The sequence below is a fragment of the Arthrobacter sp. JUb115 genome (assembly GCF_004365035.1).
Taxonomy (GTDB): Bacteria; Actinomycetota; Actinomycetes; order Actinomycetales; family Micrococcaceae; genus Glutamicibacter.
Genome location: NZ_SOBS01000006.1, coordinates 97,721 through 121,240 on the forward strand (window position 1 = coordinate 97,721; position 23,520 = coordinate 121,240).

Below are 23,520 nucleotides of genomic sequence, written 5' to 3' on the forward strand. Positions count from 1 at the left end.
ATGCGGCCCACCCGGCATCCGGGTGCGCCGCATTCAAGCCTATGTCACTCAAATGATGCTGATGGCCCTATCGGTTGGAGCAACCGGTGCAGGAAGGGTAGTCGAACCCATGAGGAACTTGTCGACCGCGGCCGCGCAAGCGCGTCCTTCGGCGATAGCCCACACGATCAGCGACTGTCCCCGACCGGCGTCTCCGGCGACGAATACCGATTCGGTGTTCGTCATGTAGTAGCCATCTCGGGCGACGTTGCCCCGGTTGTCGAATTCGATACTGACCTGTTCGTCCAATCCGGAAACTTCCGGACCGGTGAACCCGAGGGCAAGCAGAACCAGATCCGCTTTGATTACGCGTTCGGTTCCAGGCTTCGGGAGGCGCTTGCCAGCAACAAATTCTGTCTCTGCAACTGTAACACCGATCACCTTGTTTTGCTCAGTTCCCTCGCCGGAGATGAAGTTCACGGTCGAAGCCAGGTAGGTTCGCTCGCCGCCTTCCTCATGGGAGGTCTGCACCTCGAAAAGCACCGGCATCATCGGCCACGGCTGGTCTTCGCGGCGCTCGGTGCCCGGCTGCTGGCCGATGGCCAGCGTCGTGACGCTCGCCGCTCCCTGGCGCAGGGCGGTGCCGATGCAGTCCGAGCCGGTGTCTCCGCCGCCCAGCACGATCACGTGCTTGCCCGCCGCATCGATGCGCGGGGCATCGAGCTGGCCGGCGACCACGCGGTTGCTCTCGGTGAGGAACTCCATGGCATGGTGCACGCCCTCGAGCTTATTGCCCGGCACCGGCAGCTCGCGCGGCACCGTGGCACCGGTGGCCACGATGACCGCGTCGTAGTCGCGGCGCAGCTGCTTCCAGGAGATGTCCTTGCCGATCTCGATGCCGGTGCGGAAGATCGTTCCTTCGGCTTCCATCTGGGCCAGACGCAGGTCGATGACCTGCTTCTCCAGCTTGAAGTCCGGGATGCCGAAGCGCAGCAGGCCGCCGATGGCTTCGTCGCGCTCGTAGACGGCCACGGTGTGCCCGGCACGGGTCAGCTGCTGGGCGGCGGCCAATCCGGCCGGCCCCGAACCGACGATCGCCACGCGGTGCTCGGTGTGGCGGGCAGGCGGCTGCGGCACGAAGTCGCCGGCGTCCATCAGGTGGCCAGCGAGTTCGGCTTCGACCTGCTTGATGGTCACCGCGGGCTGGTTGATGCCCAGCACGCAGGAGGACTCGCACGGGGCCGGGCACAGCTTGCCGGTGAGCTCCGGGAAATTGTTGGTGCTCAGCAGCCGGGCGGCCGCATCATCCATCCGGCCCCTGTAGGCCAGGTCGTTGAACTCCGGGATCAGGTTGCCCAGCGGGCATCCCGAATGGCAGAACGGGACGCCGCAGTCCATGCAACGGCCGGCCTGCTCCTCCAGGATGCCGGACTTCTGGCGCTCGACGACCTCCTTGTAGTCCATCAGGCGCACCGGCACCGGGCGCTTGGGCTGGGTGACACGTTCGGTCACCTTCAGGAATCCACGTGGATCAGCCACGGGTCACCTCCAAAATCTTGTTCCATACCTGCGGCGAATCCGGGTTCTGCCCGTTGGCTACTGCGTCGCTGCGCAGCTGCTGCACGGCGGCGAAGTCGCGCGGGGTGATGCTGGTCAGCCGGCTGCGGGTTCGTTCCCAGTCCAGCAGCAGGCGGGAGGCCAGCGGGGATGCGGTCAATGCGATGTGCTCGGTGAGCAGCTCGTGGATGCGTTCGGCTTCGGCATCGGTAATCGGCGCTACCAGCAGGTCCGACTGCCCGGCAGCCAGCGGGTTCAGCTTGGCTGCATCGAAGTCCAGCACCCAGGCCACGCCGCCGGAGAACCCGGCGCCGAAGTTGCGGCCGGTGGCTCCCAGGATCAGCACCTGTCCCCCGGTCATGTACTCGCAGCCGTGCTCGCCGATGCCTTCGGTGACAATCGTGGCCCCGGAGTTGCGCACCGCGAAGCGTTCGCCGACCATGCCGTTGATGAACAGCTCCCCGCTGGTGGCGCCGTAGCCGACCACGTTGCCGGCGATGACCTGCTCCTCGGGTTTGGACAGGGTGGTGTGCGGCGGGTGGATCGCGATCCGGCCGCCGGACAATCCCTTGCCGACGTAGTCATTCGCGTCGCCCGAGAGCTTGAGCGTAATGCCCTCGGGAAGGAAGGCGCCCAGCGACTGGCCGGCGCGGCCCGAGAGGTTCACCTTGATGGTGTCCCGCTCCAGGGTCTGCAGCCCGAAGGTCTTGGTCACATGGTGGCCCAGCAGCGTGCCGGTGGAGCGGTCGGTATTCACGATCGCCGCGTCGATGCTGACCGGCAGGCGGTCAGCCAGCGCCGGTCCGGCCGCGGCGAGCAGCTGCTGGTCCAGGTGCGTGTCCAGCCCGTGGTCCTGGCCGATGCGGCGGCGGCGCGCCGCCAGCTCGGTATCCGGCACGTGGGTGATCGCATCCAGCGCCAGCCCGGAGACCTTGTCGTGCGCGGCGAACTGGGCGGGATCGGCCTGGAGCAGTTCGACCTTGCCGATCACCTCGTCCAGGGTGCGCGCCCCCAGCGAGGCGAGCAGCTCTCGCACCTCCTGGGCGATGAACTCGAAGAAGTTCACCACGAACTCGGCCTTGCCGGTGAAGCGTTCGCGCAGCGCAGGATTCTGCGTGGCCACACCCACCGGGCAGGTGTCCAGGTGGCACACGCGCATCATGATGCAGCCCGAGACCACCAGCGGCGCGGTGGCGAAGCCGAATTCCTCGGCACCCAGCAGGGCGCCGATCAGCACGTCGCGCCCGGTTTTCAGCTGGCCGTCGACCTGCACGGTGACGCGGTCGCGCAACCCGTTGAGGATCAGCGTCTGCTGCGCTTCGGCCAAGCCGATTTCCCACGGGGTGCCGGCATGCTTCAGCGAATTCATCGGCGAGGCGCCGGTGCCGCCATCGTGCCCGGAAATCAGCACGACGTCGGCCTTGGCCTTGGCCACGCCGGCCGCGACGGTGCCGATGCCGGACTCGGAGACCAGCTTCACGTGCACGCGGGCGGAAGGGTTGGCGCACTTCGCGTCGTGGATCAGCTGGGCCAGGTCCTCGATCGAGTAGATGTCGTGGTGCGGCGGCGGGGAGATCAGCCCGACACCCGGGGTGGAGTGGCGAGTCTTGGCGATCCAGGGGTAGAGCTTGGCGCTCATCAGCTGGCCGCCTTCGCCGGGCTTGGCGCCCTGGGCCATCTTGATCTGGATGTCATCGGCGTTGGCCAGGTACAAGCTGGTCACCCCGAAGCGGCCCGAGGCGATCTGCTTGACCGCGCTGCGGCGCACCGGATCGAGCAGCCGCTCCGGATCCTCGCCGCCTTCGCCGGTGTTGGACTTCGCGCCCAGCTGGTTCATCGCGATGGCCAGGGTTTCGTGGGCCTCGGCCGAAATCGAGCCGTAGCTCATCGCGCCGGTGGCGAAGCGCTTCACGATGGAGCTGACCGGCTCCACCTCGTCGATGGCGATCGGGGTGATCCCCTCGGTCTTGAACTTCAGCAGCCCGCGCAGGGTCTTGAGCTGTGCGGCCTGGTCGTCGACGGCCTTGGTGTACTCCTTGAACACGTCGTAGCGGCGGGTGCGGGTGGAGTGCTGCAGGCGGAAGACGGTTTCCGGGTTGAACAGGTGCGGCGGGCCTTCGCGGCGCCACTGGTACTCTCCCCCGGTTTCCAGTTCCAGCGGCTGGGCGCCGCCGTCGATCTCCGGGTAGGCGCGGGCATGGCGGGCGGCGGCCTCGGCGGCCACCACATCCAGCTCGATGCCCGAGAGCTTGGTGGCGGTGCCGGTGAAGTACTGGTCGACCACGCGCTGGGACAGGCCCACGGCCTCGAAGGTCTGCGCGCCGCAGTAGCTGGAGACCGTGGAGATGCCCATCTTGGACATGATCTTCAGCACTCCCTTGCCCAGCGCCTTGATCAGGTTGCTGCTGGCCTGGTGCCCGTCAACTCCGGGCAGCTCGCCGTTCTCGGCCATCTGCTCGACCGATTCCAGGGCGAGGTAGGGGTTGATGGCGCTGGCGCCGTAGCCGATGAGCAGGGCGATGTGGTGCACTTCGCGGGCGTCGCCGGACTCGATGATCAGCGAAACGCGGGTGCGGTTGGAGCTCTTGAGCAGGTGGTGGTGCACCGCGGAGGTCAGCAGCAGCGACGGGATCGGCGCCCAGGCCGCGGAGGAATCGCGGTCCGAGAGCACAATGTAGCGCACCCCGCGGTTCACCGCGGCGGAAACCTTCTCGCAGATTTCCTGCAGGCGGGCGCGCAGCTCGGATTCGCCGCCGGCCGGGCGGTACAGGCCGCGCACCTTCAGCGAGTACTTGGACCCGGATTCGTCGCGCAGGTGCACGATCTTGGCCAGCTGGTCGTTGGTCAGCACCGGGTAGTCCAGCGCGATCTGGGTTTGCGGGACACGGTCCAGGGACAGCAGGTTGCCGTCGGGGCCGATCGCGGTGCCCATCGAGGTGACCAGCTCTTCGCGGATTGCATCCAGCGGCGGGTTGGTGACCTGGGCGAAGGACTGGGTGAAGTAGTCGAACAGCAGGCGCGCCCGGTCAGCCAGGGCGGCAATCGGGGTGTCGGTGCCCATGGCGGCCAGCGGTTCGGCACCGGTGGCGGCCATGGGAGCGAGCAGCACGCGCAGCTCCTCGGTGGTGTAGCCGAAGGTCAGCTGGCGCAGGGCCACGGAGGCGGAGTTGTGGCGCACGTGCTCCAGGTCCGGGAAGTCGGCCAGCGTCTTCAGGTTCTGCGAAACCCATTCGCGCCATGGCTTGGCGGCGGCCACTTCGGCCTTGATCTCGGCGTCCTCGACAATACGCTGGGCGTCCAGGTCCACGGCGAACATCTTGCCCGGGGCGACACGGCCCTTCTTCACGATGTGCTCTTCGTCGACGTCGATCACGCCGACCTCGCTGGCCAGGACCACCAGGCCGTCGTCGGTGACCCACCAGCGGGCTGGGCGCAGGCCATTGCGGTCCAGCACCGCGCCGGCCATCGCGCCATCGGTGAAGCAGACGGCGGCGGGGCCATCCCACGGCTCGATGAGCATGGACTGGTACTGGTAGAAGGCGCGCAGGTCCGCGTCCATCTGATCGTCGTTTTCCCACGGCTGCGGGATCATCATCATGATGGTCTCGGTCACGTTGCGGCCCGAGAGCATGAGCATTTCGGCGACCTCGTCGAAGGAGGCCGAGTCCGAGGCGCCGGCGGTGCAGATCGGGAACAGTTCTTCGGGCACCTCGCCGAGCAGCTCGGATTCCAGGGTCGACTGGCGGGCGCGCATCCAGTTGCGGTTGCCCTTGACGGTGTTGATCTCGCCGTTGTGCGCGATGGTGCGGAAAGGCTGGGCCAGCGGCCACGACGGGAAGGTGTTGGTGGAGAAGCGCGAGTGCACGATCGCGCAGCGGCTGGTGAAGCGGGCGTCGGACAGGTCCGGGTAGAACGGCTCGAGCTGCGCGGTGGAGACCATGCCCTTGTAGACGATGGACTGCGAGGAGAACGAGGCGAAGTACACGCCCATCTTGTTGTGCGCGCGGCGGCGGATGCGCCAGGCGGCGGCGTCCAGCTCGCGGCGGGTGGCGGCCGGGGCGCCAGCGTGGGTGCCGATGAAGATCTGGGTGATGTACGGCATCACCTTGCGGGCCGAGGCGCCGAGCACGTCGGAATCAACCGGTACCTCGCGCCAGCCGAGCACCGCCAGGTTCTCCTCGGCGGCCATGGTTTCCAGTTCTTCCTGGGCGAAGGCACGTTCGCCGGCGTCGGCCGGGAGGAAGCCCATGCCCACGGCGTAGGAGCCGGCGGCGGGAAGATCGAATGCGGTGACGCTGCGCAGGAAGGCGTCGGGCAGATGCAGCAGGATGCCGGCGCCGTCGCCGGTGCCTTCATCGGCCCCGATGGCGCCGCGGTGCTCAAGCCGGCGCAGGGCGGTCAGCGCGTGGGCGACGATCTCGTGGCTGGCATCGTTCTTCAGGGACGCGATCATCGCCAGGCCGCAGGCATCCTTTTCGGCCGCTGGGTCATACAGACCCTGCGCGCCAGGCAGCGCGGAAAAACGGGTGTAGGGCGAGGGGACCTCCTCGCCAAAACCTGGCGAGGCGTTCATCTGGACTCCGGTCATGCTCATGAGCGTGCCTTTCTGTGGTTCATGCAGGATAGGCGCGCGGCAGCCCCCGGTAAAGGGCTTATTCTTGGCAAGGGCTTCCGGCCGCCTGGATGTTTCATCTAGCTGAAACTTTTCGACAGTGCTAAGCGGGGTCTGCTTGCGCATCGAGGTTTCGGGGACGAACATTTCCCACCTCGTTGTGGTGCTGCACCAGCTGGCCTTTCCAGGGGTCGATCGACCAGCGTGGCGCGTGGATCACACGTTACGCAGGTTTTGTTTCTCGCATGCGCGTGCTTGTGTTTCAGGAATGTTAAAAACTTCTGCCGCTACCGGCGCGGAAAAAGCAGTTTTTTGCGGGCGGGGATCGCGAAAACCGGTTTTGCCAGCCGGTTTTGATAGCCGCCCAATGTTTCGGGCATGTTGCGCCCGAGGGACGGAAAACTGCCCAGATTTTCCGGACATTTCGCCATATTGGGGCCAGGGCGCGTCATGAAAGCGGATCCGGGCAGCTGCTGGCGCGGCTTAAACCACCGGTGGCCGGCAAGCGTGGATGCTTGCCGGCCACCGGAATGGGGCTATGGAATTATTGCTGCCGCTCTGTGGCGTCGCTGCCCGGATCGGAGCTGGACTCCGCCGGTGAGTGCGCGGCGGGCTTGGCGCGATCTGCTTCGACCGGCTGCGCCGGGGCCCTGCCTGGCAGGTAGAACGGATCGACCTGCTGCTTGCGCAGCTTGCCCAGGACCACGATCAGCGCGAGGATGCCGGCGATGGCGATGCCGATCGCCAGCCACTGGTGCACGCGCAGGGCCAGCGGCCCGATGGCGATGATTTCGGCCGGGTCCAGGCGCAGCGATTCGGTGAAGGTACGTCCGATGCCGTACCAGATCATGTAGCAGCAGAACAGTGCGCCGCGGCGCAGCTTGAACTTCCGGTCCAGCGCGATCAGCACGAAGGCGCCCAGCACATTCCACAGCGACTCGTACAGGAAGGTCGGGTGGAAGAGCGTGTCCGCGGGCAGCCCGGCCGGGAAGTTGTAGCTGTCCGCATCGATCTCCAGGCCCCACGGCAAGTCGGTCGGCGCGCCGAACAGCTCCTGGTTGAACCAGTTGCCCCAGCGCCCGGCCGCCTGCGCCAGCAGCAGGCCGGGCACGGCCGCGTCGACGAAGGCCGAGAGCCGGATGCCGGCTTTCCGGCAACCGATCCACGCTCCGAGTGCGCCGAGCGACACCGCGCCCATGATGCCCAGCCCGCCAAGCCAGATCTGCGGGATCTCGGCCAGGTGGGCGGTTTGCCCGCCGAGCCCGAAGTAGTACATCGGGTCGGTGATCAGCACATGGTAGAGGCGGCCGCCGATGATGCCGAAGGGGATCGTCCAGATGGCGATGTCCCAGAGCATGTCGGAGTTGCCGCCGCGGGCGCCGAGGCGCTTGTTGGTCAGCCACAGCGCGATCAGGATGCCCGCGAGGATGCACAGCGCGTAGGCGTGGATGGTCAGCGGGCCGATCGAGATCCTGGCGAATTCCGGCGGCGGCGAAGGGATGGAGACGGGCAAGGCAAGCGCCAGCTGCGCGGCAAAAGCCATCAGGCCCGTCCGCTCAGTTCAGCGGCCAGGGCGCCCACGGCGGGCACTCCCCCGTCACGCAGGGCGGCGACCAGCGCGGTGCCGACGATCACGCCGTCGGCGTAGGCGCCGATTTCTTCCACGTGCTCGCGGCGCGAGACGCCCAGGCCCACGCAGGCATTCTCGGCGCCGGCGTTGTGGGCGGCGTCGACCACTGCCTGCGCGGCGGAGGACACCTCGGTACGGGCGCCGGTGACGCCCATCAGCGACACGCAGTAGACGAAGCCGGAGGACGCATCCACGGTGCGCTGCACCCTCGCTTCGGTGGACGACGGGGCAATGAGGAACACGCGCTCCAGGCCGTGCTTCTCGCTGGCCTGGATCCATTCGGCGGCCTCGTCGGGCACCAGATCCGGGGTGATCAGGCCGGCGCCGCCGGCTTCGGCGAAGCGCCGGGAGAACTCGTCCACGCCCAGGCGCAGCACCGGGTTCCAGTAGGTCATGACCATCACGGCCACGTCGGTGCGTTCGGTGATCCCGCGCACGATGTCGAAGATCTGCGGGACCTTGAAGCCGTTGGCCAGCGCCTGCACGGTCGCTTCCTGGATCACCGAACCGTCCATCACCGGGTCGGAGTACGGGATGCCGATCTCGATGACATCCACGCCATTCTCGGCCAGCGCCACGGCGGCCTCGATGCTGGTGGCGACGTCGGGGAAGCCGGCAGGCAGGTAGCCGATGAGGGCCGGGCGGCCCTCGGCGCGGGCTGCGGCGATCTTCTGGGCGCTGGTCACGCGGGTCATCTACTTCTCCTCGGATTTCTGCGAGCCGGAGTTCTGCGCAGTGGCCGCGTTGATTTCGGCCTCGGCGTCTTTTTCGTCGATCATGTTGAACCAGGCGGCAGCGGTGCCCACGTCCTTGTCCCCGCGGCCCGAGAGGTTCGCGATGATGATGGTCTCTTCGGGGACCGCGCCTTCGGCGATCTTGCGCGCCGCCAGGCGGATGGTGCCGGCCAGGGCGTGCGCGGACTCGATCGCCGGCAGGATGCCCTCGGTGCGGCACAGCGCCTTGAACGCGTCCATCGCCTCGGTGTCGGTGACCGGCTCGTACTTCACGCGGCCGATGTCGGCCAGGTAGGCGTGCTCCGGGCCGACGCCCGGGTAGTCCAGGCCCGCGGAGATGGAGTGCGATTCGACGGTCTGCCCGTCCTCGTCCTGCATCAGGTAGGACTTCGCGCCGTGCAGCACGCCCGGGCGGCCCAGGGTGATGGTCGCGGCGTGGCGGTCGGTGTCCACGCCGTCGCCGCCGGCCTCGTAGCCGAAGATCTCCACCTCGGGATCGTCGAGGAAGCCGTGGAAGATGCCGATCGCGTTCGATCCGCCGCCGATGCAGGCGGTCACCGCGTCGGGCAGGCGGCCGGCCTGGGCCAGGATCTGCTCGCGGGCCTCGTCGCCGATGACCTCGTGGAAGTAGCGGACCATGGCCGGGAACGGAGCGCCGCCGGCGGCGGTGCCCAGCAGGTAGTGGGTGTTATCCACGTTGGCCACCCAGTCGCGCAGCGCCTCGTTGATCGCGTCCTTCAGCGTCTGGGAGCCGACGGTGACCGGGATGACGGTGGCGCCGAGCAGGCGCATGCGCGCGACATTCAGCGCCTGCCGGCGGGTGTCCTCCGCGCCCATGTAGACCACGCATTCCAGGCCCATCAGGGCCGCGGCGGTGGCCGAGGCGACGCCGTGCTGGCCGGCGCCGGTCTCGGCGATGATGCGGGTCTTGCCCATGCGCTTGGCCAGCAGCGCCTGGCCGAGCACGTTGTTGATCTTGTGGCTGCCGGTGTGGTTCAAGTCCTCGCGCTTGAGGAAGATCCGCACCCCGCCGCAGTACTGCTCGGAAAAGCGCTTGGCTTCGGTGAGCAGCGAGGGGCGCCCCGAGTAGTTCTTGTTCAGGTCCTTGACCTGGGCGATGAACTCGGGGTCGTTCTTGGCCGCTTCGAAGGTCTCGTTCAGCTCGTCCATGGCGGCCATGAGGGACTCGGGCATCCATCGCCCGCCGTAGGCACCAAAGTACGGGCCGCTTGCGTGCCTTAGCGACTGTGCATCGATCGACTGGCGGTGCTCGGAGTTTTCCGGAGTGCTCATCGATTCCCTCTTTCCTCGTACGGAGCTTGATTCGTGGTAAGTCTCGTGCCCCGCCGGAAACTCCTGCGGGGCACGAATTGCAGTTCTGGGTCCTTCGCCGCCGTGCGCGGCTAGCGCTGCGGCTTGGCGCCGGTACCGGCTTTGATGAACGCGGCGACCGAAGCGCGCGGATCGGCATGCTTCACCAGCGCTTCGCCGACCAAGACCGCGTCGGCGCCGGCCGCACCGTATTGGACGACCTGTTCGGTGGATTCCACACCGGACTCGGCGACGATCACCGCCTGGGCCGGCAGCAGCGGAGCGAGCTTGCCGAAGGTGGCTGGATCGACGTCCAGCGTCTTCAGGTTGCGCACGTTCACACCGATGATCTTCGCTCCGGCCTTGCTGGCGCGGGCGATTTCCTCCTCGGTGTGGGTCTCCACCAGGGCGTTCATTCCCAGCTGGTGAGTCAATTCTAGGAAAGATGCCAGCAATTCATCATTCAGCGCCGCAACAATGAGCAACACGAGGTCAGCGCCGTGGGCGCGGGCTTCGTAGATCTGGTACTCGTCGACCGTGAAATCCTTGCGCAGCACCGGAATCTGCACGGCAGCGCGTACCGCGTCGAGATCCTGCAGCGAACCGCCGAAGCGGCGGGCTTCGGTGAGCACGGAAATCACCGAGGCGCCACCGGCCTCGTATTCTGCGGCCAGTACGGCAGGCTCCGGGATATCTGCCAGCGCACCCTTGGACGGGGACTTGCGCTTGACCTCGGAGATGACACGCAGCGTGGTGTCGCGGGCGGCCTGGTCGGCGTGGCCACCGAGCGCGGCGAAAGCATCGCGCGCAGGGGCTGCCGCTGCCGCGGCCTGCTTGACCGCTTCCAGGCTGGTGATTGCGCGACGGGCGCCCAGGTCTTCCCGGACGCCCGCGATGATCTCATCAAGAACAGTCAATTTAGTGCGATGCTCCGCTGCGAGCGCCGCCCACGCCGAAACCGGCTGCCTTCAGGATCCAGCCCAGGAGCAGGCCGACCACCATGATGCCGCAACCGACCCAGACGATGGACCAGGCGAAGTAGGCGAAGGCGATGCCGGCCACGATTGAACCGGCAATCATGGTCAGTACGCAGGCCCACGCTGCGATGGAGTTACCGTGGCCAATCTCTTCGGTGTATACCGGATCGAGCTCGGTGTTCTGCGACATGTTCGATGTCTCCTCATGTTGTGATGCTGCGTCCCGGCAGGGCGTTGCTGCCCGGGACGTTGGTCTTCAGGTTCCATTCTGCCACCTGCGCGCGGGAACCTCCTATTCCGGAAGCCTTCGTTTCGCGCCGGTGGTGCGAATCACGATCCGCTCGGGTTATTTCCGGCCAGCAGTCGGGTCTTCACCATCCGAGAGCTGCTCCCAGCTGGCGATGTTGCGCGAGGACTGGTCCTTGGGCTCCGCGCTGGACCTTGCCGCCTGCCGATCGTACTTGCTGGCCTTGGCGGGCCAGCGGCCGGCGAAGACGAACACCAGCACGGCCTGCAGCGCCATCAGCACTCCGGCGAACACCGCGACCGCGGGCCACGCGCTGAGCGTGTACTCGCCGACGTTCTGGGCCAGTCCGGTAGCTTCGGCCACGGTGGTGGAGGCGACGGCCTGCGGATCGCGCAGCGCCCCGAGGCCGGCGGCAACCACGGTGGCACCGGCGAGCAGGCAGATCGCCGCAATGATGTAGCGGGCGATCTTCCCGGCGATCAGCAGCGCCAGCGAACCGGCCAGCACCACCACGGAGACCGCGGTGACCGAGGCGGCCGCGGTGGCGCCGTCGATGGCGATCTGCGGGATCTGCACGGAGCTGGAGGCCACATCGACGGTGATCCATGTGCGGGTGGCCGACCAGAGGCCGATCAGTGCGCCGGCCATGCCGAAGAGGGCGAGGGTGCGGGCGCTGGTCAATTTCTTCACTTCGTTTCACCTGATTCGGTGTTGATGTTGTGGGCCGCACGCATCGACTGCGCAGCCCAGACGGCGCGCAGCGGAGCGGCTGCCTTGTTCACGGTTTCCAGGGCTTCGTCGGCGAACTTCGAGTCGTTGACGATGCCGCCGCCGGCTTGCACATAGGCGCGTTCCCCCTTGAGCAGGGCGGAGCGGATGGCGATGGCCATGTCCATGTCGCCGGCGAAGTCCAGGTAGCCGACCACGCCGCCGTAGATGCCGCGGCGGTACGGTTCGTACTCGTCCAGCAGCTGCAGGGCGCGGGGCTTCGGTGCGCCGGAGAGCGTGCCGGCCGGGAAGGTCGCGGCCAGCACGTCGTAGGCGTCCACGTCGTCGCGGGTCTTGCCCACCACATTGGAGACCAGGTGCATGATGTGGCTGAAGCGCTCGACCTCCATGAACTGGGTGACTTCCACGGTGCCGGCCTTGCAGACCCGCGAGAGGTCGTTGCGCGAAAGGTCAACCAGCATCAGGTGCTCGGCGCGCTCCTTCTCGTCGTTGAGCAGCGACTTCTCGTGCAACTGGTCGTCCTCGTAGTTCGCCCCGCGCGGGCGGGAACCGGCGATCGGGTGGGTGACCGCGTGCGAATCGTTGACGGTGACCAGCGCTTCGGGCGAGGAGCCGACGATCTCGAACCGTTCGCCGTGCTCGTTGACGAAGTTGAACAGGTACATGTACGGGCTCGGGTTAGTCGCGCGCAGCACGCGGTAGACATCCAGCGCGTCGGCCTGCGTTTCCAGCTCGAAGCGGCGCGAGACGACGATCTGGAAGACCTCTCCGTCCACGATCGCGGTCTTGGACTTGGCCAGCGCCTTGAGGTACTCGTTCTCATCCCAGGAGTGGGTGACAGCTTCCATCAGGGTTTCGCGCGGCACATCGGTACCGGTGAGCACCGCCGCGGCCGAATCCACCGGCACCGCGAGCTGGTCGAGCATCGCCTGCAGGCGGGTGACGGCACGGTCGTAGGCGTCGTCGACATTCTCGTCGCTGCCATCGAAATTGATCGCGTTGGCGATCAGCGTGACGGTGCCTTCGGCCGCATCATGGGCAGCCATGTCTGCTACCAGGTTCATGCTCAGCTCAGGCAGGTTCAGATCATCGGCCGGCGGGTTGGGCAGCTTCTCCCAGTGGCGCACGCATTCCCAGCCGATGAAGCCGACCATGCCGCCGGTCAAGGGAGGCATGCCGGGAACGGGTTCGGTCTTCAGCGCGCGCACGGTGTCGCGCAAGACCTCCACGCCCGCACCGCCGGTAGGCAGGCCAGCTGGCGCATGGCCCTGCCAGTAGGCTTCTGAACCACGGGTGCTCAGCGTTGCCGGGGAGTTCACTCCAATGAAGGAATAGCGGCTCCAGACACCGCCCGGGGCAGCCGATTCCATCAGGAAAGTGCCCGGGCGGCCCTGCGCCAGGGTGCGGTAGAGGCCGATGGGCGTGAGCGAGTCAGCCAGCACGGTGATAGTCACGGGGATGACACGACGGTTCGCGGCCATGGCGCGGAAGGACTCGCGGGACGGGGAAATCTTGCCAAGGGTTTTCATCTGTGTTCTTCTTCTACGTATTCTTCGAGCGCGTGCTGCGATGCGCAGCTGGGCGCGGCATTCCCGGCGCTAGCCAACCGCGTGTGCCGATGCTTCGAAAGTCCTACTCGGGGCGGTGGCCCACGACGGCCGGCAATTCACGATCGGTGAAGCAGGATTCGGTGCCGGTGTGGCAGGCGGCGCCTACCTGGTCGACCTGCACCAGCAGCGCGTCCCCATCGCAATCCAGGGCAACGGACTTCACGAACTGGAAGTGGCCGGAGGTGTCGCCCTTGCGCCAGTACTCCTGGCGGGAACGGGAGTAGAAGGTGACCCGGCCAGTGGTCAACGTGCGGTGCAACGCTTCATCGTCCATCCAGCCGAGCATCAGCACTTTCCCGGAGTCGTACTGCTGCGCGATGGCAGCAAACAGGCCATTGGCATCTCGCTTGAGACGCCTGGCAATAGCCGGGTCGAGGCTATGGGATTCAGGGCTCGGATTCGAGCCGTCGTTAGAAGTAGACATCACCATTAGCATACTGGTTTTCCGCGGAATCCAGAGACCTGTGACGTACCGCTCGTCGACGCGCCACGCCGTCTTGGCGACACCACTTTCACCTTGCACAATTAGTCACTTGGAGCGTGCTAGTTTCAGAAGTGATGCACTTAGTTCAGGCTTCCAGACTTGCGTTGGCCGAGACCCTGCTTGCGGCAGGACCTACCGCCGACACCCTTTGCGACGGTTGGCAGACCCGCCATCTCGCCGCTCACCTTGTGTTGCGCGAAAGCTCACTGCTTTCTGCCGGCATGTTCTTCAAACCGCTGTCCAAGAAGCTCGAGGCGAAGCAGAACCAAATGGTGATCGCGGCGCAGACTCCCGAAGGCTATGCCGGGTTGGTCCGCAGCTTCCGATCGGGTCCACCCGCTTTCTCGCCGTTCGCCATCGACAAGGTCAACCAGTCGGCGAACCTCTCCGAGTTCTTCATCCACACCGAAGATGTGCGGCGTGCCCGCGGCCAGTGGGCTCCGCGGGTCCTGGACACCGAGTACACCGAACTGCTCTGGCAGTCGCTGACCCGCATGTCTCGCCTGCTGTTCCGCCATGCGCCAATTGGCATTATCCTGACGCGTCCCGATGGCCAGCGTCATGTCGCCAAGAAAGCTCCGAACGCTGTTTCGATTACCGGCCCGGTCACCGAGCTGATGATGTACTCGTTCGGCCGCATCGACCAGAGCCTGGTCTTGTTCGAAGGCGGGGAAACCGCATTGGAAATCGTCAAGGGCTTCAAGCCCGGGCTATAGAGCTCCCTTGGTTATCCACATTCGTGGGTGTGCCGTCCAGGTTCGCGTCGCACCGGCCTAGGATTTCGAGCAATCGATATCCAACAGGTCTGGAGCTTGGCCATGAACACGCGCAGAGTCCTTGAGCATTTTCCCAGTGTCGCTATCGCCATCGTGCCCGCGTTCGTCTTGGTTGCCCTGGTATCAGCACTCTTCGTTTCAGTCGCTCCCGCCGATCCGGCGTCCTCGGCTTCATTGCCGACTTCTTCAAGTACCACGCAGGCACCTCCATCAAGCGAACTGGAGCTTCCGGAGTCGGCAGATATCACGTATGAAAAATCGGATTACGGAGTCCAGGACGCCGGAACGTACTTCTTCGACTTGCTCAATTATGAAATCATCTACCAGGACTCCGCCGATTTCACCCCGATAGTTACCGGAACATGCAAAGCGGAACAGTGCTGGAAGACCTTCCGCGAGCAAGAAGACCTCCGAACAGGTCCGGAAGACATGCAAACCGGCGGCTACTACTTCCTGCACACGGACTATATCGTCCGGTTTGACGGTAATTCTGCTTATCTGATGGGCGAGCTGACCTTGTCTGAACGTTCGCTCCTTCGTCCCGATCAGGAAACCATCATTGTCGAAGAACAAAATCTGGGTGAAATCACCATGGGACTTGAATACACCGACACCGGATGGAAAGTTTCTGCCATCGCGCTTGAGAGTCCCCCGAGTAAAGCACCGCTCAGCTAATTGAACGTGCCTGATTTCAGGCTAGGCGATTCCATGAGTCCTGAAATCAAACGTCGCCAGCCGCATCGTTTCACTCCAGACCGTCATCAAACGTGGTTACAGGTAGTTGGGATTCGGGATTTAGCTGCCCTGAGTTTTCCACAGATTCCTCGAAAACTCTCCACTTTCTTGAAACACGGGCATAGGATGGCGCACAACCTGGCATTCCCAATGATCATGGAGAGTTCGAATGGACACTCGGAAAATTGCAGTTGTCGCGTCCGTTGCAGCTGTTGCGCTCGCACTATCAGGCTGCAACGCCGGGAACGCTGAAGGGCCAAAGACCTCACCGTCCGCCGCTATCGAGACGTCACCGAATCCGGTTTCGACAGCAGAGAAGCCGTCGCCGGCCGAAAGCCTCAAGTACAAGCCTGCCTCAGCCGATGGACCCGCAGAAAATGTTCCTGTCCCGGAACGGCCAGCACTTGCGGGCGAGTACAGCGAGGACGGAGCAGCCGCCTTCACCAAGTTCTATTTTGATCTAGTGAACTATTCCATCGAAACTAACGATGCGGCGCCTCTAAAAAAGGTAACCACCAAAGAATGTATTGTGTGTGGCGTTTCAATAATCGATGAAGCGACAGAAGCGGAGGAATTAGGTAAATGGCAGGTCGGTGGAAAACATCACCCCAAGATTCTTGATGCCTATATCACTGGGGAAAACTTAGCGGCGGTCACTGTCGAGTACACAGCTGATAATGCAGAAATTTATCTCGCCCCACATGAACTTGCTTCTAAATTAGACAAGCTAGAACCAACTACTGTAGCTGTGGGCGTGAAATTCGATCGTGACTGGAAAGTTTACGAAATTATCGGTGCGGAATAATGAAGTTGAAATTATCAATGAGAGTGTCGTTAGTTCTCACATTTTCCGTTGGCTTACCAGCTCTTCTTGGCATACAAGCGCCCCTCGGTTTAGCAGACCAAGATGAGCGCGGGATTCGCATGCGCCCCGAATCAATTCACGAAAGTCACGACGAAAAGAAAGATTTCAACTATCAGGAGGAATCTCGAAATTCGCAACCCAAAAAACAACCCCATTCGAAGCCTTCTCCTAAAGAGCAATTCTCCATACGCGATTACGAAAGTTGTGACCCCAGAAGCTCGAAGGCGCGATTCTGTATCAGCATTCCTGAGGAAGGAAATTGCCCAGATGGGGCGGCTCCGGTATATCGCCAAGTGATCGATAGTCAAGGTTACGTGGTTCGGCAGTACCGTTACTGCGCCGGAAACCCACCAAAAATCGACCTACCTGAAGACTCGATTACCCAGGAAATATTGATAGATATAAACACATTCAAAGAATATCCGATACTCCCTTCGAAAATAATGAGTTACCCAAAGAAATTTTCTCTAAGAAACGGGAATACGCATTTCTTGGCTACCGAAGAAGTCCAATCTTTCTCATCTAACCTCTCTGGCTCAAATATAAGTATCAGGGCAATACCGATTCAGTGGAACTGGAACTATGGGGATGGGACGACTCGAAATCTAAGTTTCCCTGGCGAACCGATGCCGCACCATACGCTGAGAGATGAAACCCCCACGAGTCACTCGTATGGAGAGACGGGAACTTTCAAGGTCGGGGTGACCACTCTCTACCGCGGAGAATTCAGCGTCGATGGCGGCGCGTGGCAAGCTATACCCGGCCAGGCTGCCGTCGCCAGCGTTCCTATTGAAATTGACGTCTGGCGGACCGAGAAGGAACTGATTGCCAACGATTAGCCGGGTACAGCTAAGGCCCAGCACCATTTGGTGCTGGGCCTTCGGCTTACGTGCCTAGCGAACTGGGTAGCCAGCTTCGCGGATGGCCTGTTTGACCTTGGCGATCATGTCCTTCGGACCGAAGTGGAAAATCGAGGCGGCCAAAACAGCGTCGGCGCCTGCTTCGATTGCTGGAGGGAAGTCCTCAGGCTTTCCTGCACCACCCGATGCGATCAGCGGGACCGAGACCTCGGCGCGAACTGCACGGATCATTTCCAGATCGAAACCATCCTTGGTGCCATCAGCATCGATCGAGTTCAGCAGGATCTCCCCCACGCCTCGTTCAGCCGCTTCCTTGGCCCAAGCTACGGCGCACATGCCCGTGCCGGTCCGACCACCATGAGTAGTAACCTCGTAGCCCGATGCAATCGTCGGATCATCTGTGCGTCGGGCGTCGAGCGACAGCACGAGTACCTGGGAGCCGAAGCGCTGGGTAATCTCGTTGATGACCTCAGGACGGTTCACCGCCGCAGTATTGATCGAGGCCTTGTCGGCGCCGTTGCGCAGCAGGCGATCGACGTCTTCGGCAGCGCGGACGCCTCCGCCTACGGTCAGCGGGATGAAAACTTCTTCTGCGGTATGGCGAACGACCTCATAAGTAGTTTCACGATCCGCGCTGGATGCGGTGACATCCAAGAAGGTCAACTCGTCGGCACCTGCATCATTGTAGCGACGGGCAAGCTCAACGGGATCGCCAGCATCGCGAAGCCCCGCAAAGTTCACGCCCTTCACAACACGTCCGGCGTCAACGTCGAGGCAAGGAATAACACGAATTGCAACGCTCATCAGCGAATTTTCCTTGTCTACTTAGATGCGGCAGGCGTGGATCTGGCTGACCAAGATGGCGCGGGCGCCAACTTCGTACAGCTCGTCCATGATGTTATTGGTCTGCGACTTCTTGACCATGGCGCGCACGGCCACCCAATCGGAGTTTGCAAGGTCCGACACGGTTGGCGATTCCAGGCCAGGGGTCAGCTCGCAAGCCTGGTCGGCAAGCTCGCGGCGGACGTCGTAGTCGAGCATGACGTACTGGCGGGCAACGAGCACACCGTTCAGGCGGCGGATCAGCACGTCCAAGCCGGATGGCTTGTGGCCGACACGGCCGATCATGACTGCTTCGGAGTTCAGCAGCGGATCGCCGAAGATCTCCATGCCAGCGGCCTTGATGGTATTGCCGGTTTCTACAACGTCAGCGATGGCATCGGCCACGCCCAGCCGGACCGAAGACTCGATGGCACCGTCAAGGCGAACGATCGAAGCCTGGATGCCGGACTTTTCGAGGAAGTGCCGCAGCAGCACGTCATAGCTGGTGGCAATGCGCTTGCCATTGAGCTGCTGTGCATCGTTGAAGGCGCCAACCGGGGCAGCGAAGCGGAAAGCCGATTTCCCGATGCCTAGCGAGAGCTGCTCTTCGACAGCGTCGTCGACATCCGCGTCAAGGTACAGATCGCGACCGGTGATGCCTACGTCCAGGATTCCCCGGCCGACATAGACTGCGATGTCGCGCGGACGCAGGTAGAAGAATTCAACTTGGTTTTCCTCATCGACCAGGACCAGTTCGCGGGAATCGCGGCGCTGGAGGTAGCCGGCTTCCTTGAACATGGTGGAAGCGATTTCGGATAGGGCACCCTTATTGGGTAGGGCTACGCGGAGCATTATTGACTCATTTCGTCATGAATGGCGCTGCGGCGATTAGCCATAAACAAGCGCCAAGGATTAATTCGTTGGCCGTTGTTTCTGCCGCCGTGCGTTGACTGCGACCTGATCGGCAGTGGATCAGGCCGCAATCGCGCGACGGCTATAGATGCTTGTAAACGTCGGCCAAGGTCATTCCCTTGGCGATCATGAGGACCTGAAGGTGGTACAGCAGCTGGGAGATCTCCTCCGCCGCGGCCTCATCGGTTTCGTACTCCGCAGCCATCCAAACTTCGGCGGCTTCCTCGACGATCTTCTTGCCGATGCCATGGACACCAGAGTCGAGTTCGGTGACGGTACGTGAGCCTTCCGGGCGGGATTGTGCCTTGAGCGATAGTTCGCTGAAGAGCTCGTCAAAAGTTTTCACGGAACTTATCCTAGCTGTTTTCTCTGCAGGGGCTGCATTCTGGTGGCCCTTTGTGACAGGGCCACCCGAATGCTATGGCAGTGCGGCTACCGTCATGACGGCAGCCGAGTAGGCTTCATAGCCTTTGTCCTCGCTGGAGTTTTCCAAGCCAGCGCGGTCAAGGGCCTGCTCTTCGTTATCGCAGGTGAGCACGCCAAAACCGATTGGTGTTTTGGTGTCCACGCTCACATTGGTTAAGCCATTGGTCGCGGCCAAGCAGACGTAGTCAAAGTGCGGGGTACCGCCACGGATGACCACGCCCAGCGCGATGACCGCATCGTAGTCGCCGGCAAGAGTGGAGGCAGCGACCGGCAATTCGAAGGTGCCCGGTACGCGGATCAGGGTGGTGCTCGATTCCAGACCGGCATCCTTGGCGGCGCGCTCGGCGCCGTCAATCAGTCCGTTCATGATCACCGCGTGCCAGCTCGCGGCCACGATGGCCACCTTGAGCTGTGAGAACTTCTCCTGAACGGCCAGGGCCTTCAGCTGTTCGCTGACATCGGCAGGTGCGCCATGCTTGCTCATCTTGATGCTCCTTCTATTCTTCTGGATTCGTGGGGTTCAGGCGCCGTGGTAGGCGTCGGCCTGCTGGTCATCGTCGGTATCGGGCAGATCCAGGTGGTGGCCGAAGCGCGTCTGCTTGGTGCGCAGGTAGGCCGAGTTCTGCTCACGCGGTGCAATCTGCAGGCCGATCAGCTCTGCTACCTTGATTCCCGCGTCATTCAGCTGTTCCTGCTTGTCCGGGTTGTTGCTCAGCAATCGGATTTCGTCCATGCCCATGGCCTTGAGGATGGCAGCGACGGCGAAGTACTCGCGTGCGTCGGCAGGGAAGCCCAGATGCAGGTTGGCGTCCAGGGTATCCATGCCGCCTTCCTGCAGGGCGTAGGCGCGCAGCTTGTTGGCCAGGCCGATGCCGCGGCCTTCGTGCCCGCGGATGTAGATGACGTGACCGCCTTCGCGGGCGATGGTTTCCATCGAAGCATGCAGCTGTTCGCCGCAGTCGCACCGGTAGGAACCGAAAATGTCCCCGGTGAGGCACTCCGAATGGATGCGCACCAGGTTGCCGGGCTTAGCGCCGTCGGGGCCGGCGTGGCTGAGCACGACGTGCTCGTGGCCTTCTGCGGTAGCAGCGCGGGCGGTGAAGTCCCCGAAGGCGGTGGGCAGCTTGATCGGATCGGTCAGCTCGATCTCGTCGTTGACTCGGCGCCAGCGGGCCAGGTCGTCGATGGAGATCAGCGGCAAGTTGTGTTCAGCTGCGAAGACGCGCAGGTCATCCAGGCGCATCATTTCACCGTCGTCCTTGGTGATTTCGCCGATCACCCCAACCGGTTCCAAGCCGGCGGCTTGGCACAGGTCGACCGCCGCTTCGGTGTGCCCGCGACGTTCCAGCACTCCCCCGGCCGCAGCTCGCAGCGGGAAGATATGGCCCGGGCGGGAGAGCTGGGCCGGTTCGGTGGCCGGGTCGGCCAGCAGTCGGCTGGTCAGCGCACGATCGGCAGCGGAAATACCGGTGGTGATCCCTTCGGCGGCGTCGCAGGTGACGGTGAAGGCAGTGCCCTTGGCATCCTGGTTGATGCCGACCATCGGGGCCAGGCGCAGCGCGTCGGCCCGCTTGGCGCCCAAGGGCACGCAAATCACCCCTGAGGTGTAGCGGATGGTGAAGGCCATCAGCTCGGCCGTAGCGTGCTGGGCGGCGAAGATGATGTCGCCCTCGTTTTCCCGGTCCTCGTCGTCGACGACCACTACGGCTCGGCCGGCGGCCAGGGCTGCCAGCGCGGTAGGGATGGAATCCAAAGTCGAGGTGCCCATTACTGCTGGCCACCGAATTCATTCAGGCGTGCCACGTACTTGGCGAGCACGTCGACCTCGATATTGATCTTCTCGCCCACTTGGCGGGTGCCCATGGTGGTCTCGGCGAGGGTGATCGGGATGATGCCGACCTCGACCCAGTGCCCACCGGAATTCGTTGCCGGGGAGACTGCGGTAATGGTCAGCGAGATGCCGTCCAGCGCAATGGAACCCTTTTCCGCGGTCAGCGGCGCGTAAGCAGCGTCGATTCCAATGCGGAAGGTGGTCCACTGGCCGTGGTCTTCGCGGGCCAGCACCTCGCCGACGGTGTCTACGTGGCCCTGCACCACATGCCCATCGAGCCGGCCGCCGGCGGGGGTGCAGCGTTCGAGGTTGACCTGGTCGCCGGTTTTCAAGGCGCCGATGGTGGTGCGGCGCAGGGTTTCGCCCATGACGTCGACGCTGAGCGTGTCGCCTTCCAGCTCGGTGGCGGTCAGGCAGACCCCGTTGACGGCAAGAGAACCGCCAAGGCCCAGGTTTTCGGTGTGGCCCGGGGCACGCAGGGTCAGTACTGCCAGATCCTTGCCGCTGAAGGTCTCGATGCCTTCTATGACTCCCTGGCCGGTGACAATTCCGGTGAACATGATTACTCCTTGAAAAGTTTGGGGTTGCTGGCGCTTAGGCGCGGGGCAACGGTTCTAGATGCAGGGCAATATCATCGCCCAGCCGGGTCAACGATTCGTTGCTGGCCGAATCCAGCCGGAAACGCTGCGCGTCACTGAGTGTGGTGGTGCTTGGCATGTTGACCGATGAGCTGCCTGCGCCGATCAGCACTGGTGCTTGGTAGCAGTAGATTTCGTCGGCCAGATCTGCTGCGATGAAGGCCGAGGCGACCGTGGCGCCACCTTCAATCAGCAGGTGGGCCAGGCCCAACTCGTTAGCCCGGGCGATGGCCTCTTGCACGTCGTGGCTGCGGATCTGCGACCAATCGCTTCCCTGGGCGAGTGCCAGATCTGCTGGCAAATCGCGTTCGCCCATGACCAGGCGGAAGGGCTGGCGTTCATGCAGCTGCCCCTCGGGAGTGCGGGCGGTCAGCCGCGGATTGTCGATGATCGCCGTGTTCGTGCCGACCAGGATGCCATCCACGCGGGAGCGCAGGGTGTGCGCGTGGTTGCGCGAGGCCTCGGAGGTGATCCATTGGCTCGTGCCATCCGGTGCGTTGATCCGGCCGTCGAGCGACTGGGCAATTTTCACCGTGATGAACGGTCGGCATTCGGCCTTGGCGATGAACCAGCGGTGGTTCAGCTGCTTCGCCGCGGAGAAATCCTCCAGCTGGGTGGCTTGGGTTCCGTGGCTGCGCAGGTAGTCGGCACCTCCGCTGGCGGCGGTGTTATCCGAGACTGCGTAGTACACCTGCCCGATGCCAGCTTCCACGATGGCTCGGGCACAGGGACCTGTGCGACCGGTGTGGTTGCACGGTTCGAGGGTCACTACCATCGTCAGTTCGCGGGCCTTGGCAGGAGGCATCTTGCCCAGGCGGCGCAGTGCGTCGACCTCGGCGTGCGGATGCCCCGCCCCGATATGAAAACCGGTGGCGATGATATTTCCCTCGGCATCCAGGACGCAGGCGCCGACCAGCGGGTTGGCCCCGCGGTGGCCGCGTCCGGCGGTTTCCAGCGCGGTGCGCAATGCGGCGTCGAGCTGCTGGGTCGTAATCATGGTGCTGCTCCCCTTTCAGCGTTGGCGCGAGATGGTTGGATCGAGCATTTCGGTTTCAATCTGGGGTTTCGCGTCGCGCTTGGACTTGGCCCAGACGAAGAAGCCGACCAGGGTGAATGCCCCGTAGAACAGGTACATGAACGCGCTGGCGTAGTAGCCGGCGGAGAACAGCAGCGGCACGCCTACGGCGTCAACGGCGACCCAGATCAGCCAGAATTCGACCCAGCCCTTGGCCATGCCGTATGTGGCGAGCATCGAACCAACGAAGGTCCACGCATCAGCCCAGACAGGTTCATAGGAGCCGAGGAGGCGGAAGATCGGTGTCACTGCGAGGGTACCGATGATCAGCACGGCGATCAGGCCCAGGCGAGCCTTGTTGGAAGCCCATTCAGGGGTGACGGCGCTACCGGTGCCGTTCTTGGCCTGCTTCCAGCGGTACCAGCCGAAGACCGAGACGGCGATGAACATGATCTGCCGGCCGGCTTGGCCCCAGAGGTTGGCAGTGTATCCGGTATCGAAAATGCTGCCCAGGAACACCGTCAGCAGCAACAGGTTGCCGACGATTCCGATAGGCCAAGCCCAGACTTTGCGGCGCATGCCGCCCACGGCGCTGGCCAGGCCGAAGATATTGCCTACGACTTCGCGCACCAAAAGTGCCGACGAGCCGATCGCAATTTGTGAGTTGAAAGCTTCAATGAGCCACCGCAGGAAATCCATCATTCCACCCTTCTCGAAGCGGCGGCTCCGGGGGTGTGCATTTGATGGGCCTGTGGCTCTGCTTTAAGAGA

At 63.7% G+C, this 23,520-nt stretch carries 23 protein-coding genes; 4 read left to right on the forward strand and 19 right to left on the reverse strand.

Annotation, left to right across the window (positions count from 1 at the left end):
* Nucleotides 1–48: 48 nt before the first annotated feature.
* From EDF61_RS11875 to hisI, 11 genes are all read right to left on the reverse strand, one after another.
* Nucleotides 49–1,518 (reverse strand): glutamate synthase subunit beta, encoded by a 1,470-nt coding sequence (locus tag EDF61_RS11875; protein ID WP_105656705.1) that lies wholly within the window; start codon nt 1,516–1,518, stop codon nt 49–51.
* Nucleotides 1,511–6,130 carry a glutamate synthase large subunit gene (gene gltB, locus EDF61_RS11880; RefSeq protein ID WP_502699066.1) on the reverse strand — a complete coding sequence of 1,540 codons (4,620 nt, stop codon included), beginning with the start codon at nt 6,128–6,130 and terminating at the stop codon, nt 1,511–1,513. Before gltB ends, EDF61_RS11875 begins: the two co-directional genes overlap by 8 nt.
* Before the next feature lie 305 nt (nt 6,131–6,435).
* On the reverse strand, nt 6,436–6,600 hold the full coding sequence (locus tag EDF61_RS18815; RefSeq protein WP_166650793.1) for a hypothetical protein: 165 nt from the start codon (nt 6,598–6,600) through the stop codon (nt 6,436–6,438).
* A 92-nt stretch (nt 6,601–6,692) separates the two neighbouring features.
* Nucleotides 6,693–7,691: a prolipoprotein diacylglyceryl transferase gene (gene lgt / locus EDF61_RS11885; RefSeq protein WP_286172225.1), complete on the reverse strand. Its 999-nt coding sequence runs from the start codon at nt 7,689–7,691 to the stop codon at nt 6,693–6,695.
* Complete coding sequence (trpA, locus tag EDF61_RS11890) at nt 7,691–8,473, reverse strand: tryptophan synthase subunit alpha (protein ID WP_133834233.1); 783 nt, start codon at nt 8,471–8,473, stop codon at nt 7,691–7,693. The genes lgt and trpA overlap by 1 nt, the downstream gene beginning before the upstream one ends.
* A complete protein-coding gene (gene trpB / locus EDF61_RS11895; RefSeq protein ID WP_133834234.1) occupies nt 8,474–9,805 on the reverse strand; it encodes a tryptophan synthase subunit beta in 1,332 nt (443 codons plus the stop codon).
* A 110-nt stretch (nt 9,806–9,915) separates the two neighbouring features.
* Nucleotides 9,916–10,740: an indole-3-glycerol phosphate synthase TrpC gene (gene trpC, locus EDF61_RS11900; protein ID WP_133834235.1), complete on the reverse strand. Its 825-nt coding sequence runs from the start codon at nt 10,738–10,740 to the stop codon at nt 9,916–9,918.
* Nucleotide 10,741: 1 nt separating this feature from the next.
* A complete protein-coding gene (locus EDF61_RS11905; RefSeq protein WP_105656709.1) occupies nt 10,742–10,990 on the reverse strand; it encodes an HGxxPAAW family protein in 249 nt (82 codons plus the stop codon).
* A gap of 156 nt (nt 10,991–11,146) precedes the next feature.
* Nucleotides 11,147–11,737: a Trp biosynthesis-associated membrane protein gene (locus tag EDF61_RS11910; protein ID WP_133834236.1), complete on the reverse strand. Its 591-nt coding sequence runs from the start codon at nt 11,735–11,737 to the stop codon at nt 11,147–11,149.
* Entirely contained in the window at nt 11,734–13,305 is a 1,572-nt protein-coding gene (locus tag EDF61_RS11915) for an anthranilate synthase component I (RefSeq protein ID WP_133834237.1), read from the reverse strand. Before EDF61_RS11915 ends, EDF61_RS11910 begins: the two co-directional genes overlap by 4 nt.
* A 103-nt stretch (nt 13,306–13,408) precedes the next feature.
* Nucleotides 13,409–13,810 carry a phosphoribosyl-AMP cyclohydrolase gene (hisI, locus tag EDF61_RS11920; RefSeq protein ID WP_105656852.1) on the reverse strand — a complete coding sequence of 134 codons (402 nt, stop codon included), beginning with the start codon at nt 13,808–13,810 and terminating at the stop codon, nt 13,409–13,411.
* Between the two features lie 134 nt (nt 13,811–13,944).
* Between hisI and EDF61_RS11925 the strand changes: the two genes are divergently transcribed.
* The 4 genes from EDF61_RS11925 (at nt 13,945) to EDF61_RS11940 (ending at nt 17,085) form a co-directional block, all read left to right on the forward strand.
* Nucleotides 13,945–14,586 (forward strand): TIGR03085 family metal-binding protein, encoded by a 642-nt coding sequence (locus tag EDF61_RS11925; RefSeq protein WP_286134102.1) that lies wholly within the window; start codon nt 13,945–13,947, stop codon nt 14,584–14,586.
* A gap of 102 nt (nt 14,587–14,688) precedes the next feature.
* Complete coding sequence (locus EDF61_RS11930) at nt 14,689–15,321, forward strand: hypothetical protein (RefSeq protein WP_133834238.1); 633 nt, start codon at nt 14,689–14,691, stop codon at nt 15,319–15,321.
* Nucleotides 15,322–15,550: 229 nt separating this feature from the next.
* A complete protein-coding gene (locus tag EDF61_RS11935; RefSeq protein ID WP_133834239.1) occupies nt 15,551–16,186 on the forward strand; it encodes a DUF6318 family protein in 636 nt (211 codons plus the stop codon).
* Nucleotides 16,186–17,085, forward strand: coding sequence for a PKD domain-containing protein (locus EDF61_RS11940; protein ID WP_133834240.1), 900 nt, complete (start codon nt 16,186–16,188; stop codon nt 17,083–17,085). Before EDF61_RS11935 ends, EDF61_RS11940 begins: the two co-directional genes overlap by 1 nt.
* A 54-nt stretch (nt 17,086–17,139) precedes the next feature.
* Here EDF61_RS11940 and hisF read toward each other — a convergent pair whose 3' ends face one another.
* The 8 genes from hisF to pnuC all read right to left on the reverse strand — a co-directional run bounded on the left by hisF (nt 17,140) and on the right by pnuC (nt 23,449).
* A complete protein-coding gene (gene hisF / locus EDF61_RS11945) occupies nt 17,140–17,910 on the reverse strand; it encodes an imidazole glycerol phosphate synthase subunit HisF (RefSeq protein ID WP_105656715.1) in 771 nt (256 codons plus the stop codon).
* A gap of 21 nt (nt 17,911–17,931) precedes the next feature.
* The gene (gene hisG, locus EDF61_RS11950) at nt 17,932–18,780 is read right to left on the reverse strand and encodes an ATP phosphoribosyltransferase (protein WP_133834241.1); all 849 of its coding nucleotides are present in this window, start codon (nt 18,778–18,780) and stop codon (nt 17,932–17,934) included.
* Nucleotides 18,781–18,922: 142 nt separating this feature from the next.
* Nucleotides 18,923–19,186 (reverse strand): phosphoribosyl-ATP diphosphatase, encoded by a 264-nt coding sequence (locus EDF61_RS11955; RefSeq protein WP_038991810.1) that lies wholly within the window; start codon nt 19,184–19,186, stop codon nt 18,923–18,925.
* Between the two features lie 72 nt (nt 19,187–19,258).
* On the reverse strand, nt 19,259–19,750 hold the full coding sequence (gene ribH / locus EDF61_RS11960; protein ID WP_133834242.1) for a 6,7-dimethyl-8-ribityllumazine synthase: 492 nt from the start codon (nt 19,748–19,750) through the stop codon (nt 19,259–19,261).
* Nucleotides 19,751–19,786: 36 nt separating this feature from the next.
* Nucleotides 19,787–21,034 (reverse strand): 3,4-dihydroxy-2-butanone-4-phosphate synthase, encoded by a 1,248-nt coding sequence (ribB, locus tag EDF61_RS11965; RefSeq protein ID WP_133834243.1) that lies wholly within the window; start codon nt 21,032–21,034, stop codon nt 19,787–19,789.
* Nucleotides 21,034–21,657, reverse strand: coding sequence for a riboflavin synthase (locus tag EDF61_RS11970; RefSeq protein ID WP_105656719.1), 624 nt, complete (start codon nt 21,655–21,657; stop codon nt 21,034–21,036). Before EDF61_RS11970 ends, ribB begins: the two co-directional genes overlap by 1 nt.
* Before the next feature lie 34 nt (nt 21,658–21,691).
* Complete coding sequence (gene ribD / locus EDF61_RS11975) at nt 21,692–22,732, reverse strand: bifunctional diaminohydroxyphosphoribosylaminopyrimidine deaminase/5-amino-6-(5-phosphoribosylamino)uracil reductase RibD (RefSeq protein ID WP_133834244.1); 1,041 nt, start codon at nt 22,730–22,732, stop codon at nt 21,692–21,694.
* A 15-nt stretch (nt 22,733–22,747) separates the two neighbouring features.
* Complete coding sequence (pnuC, locus tag EDF61_RS11980) at nt 22,748–23,449, reverse strand: nicotinamide riboside transporter PnuC (RefSeq protein WP_133834300.1); 702 nt, start codon at nt 23,447–23,449, stop codon at nt 22,748–22,750.
* Nucleotides 23,450–23,520 lie beyond the last annotated feature (71 nt).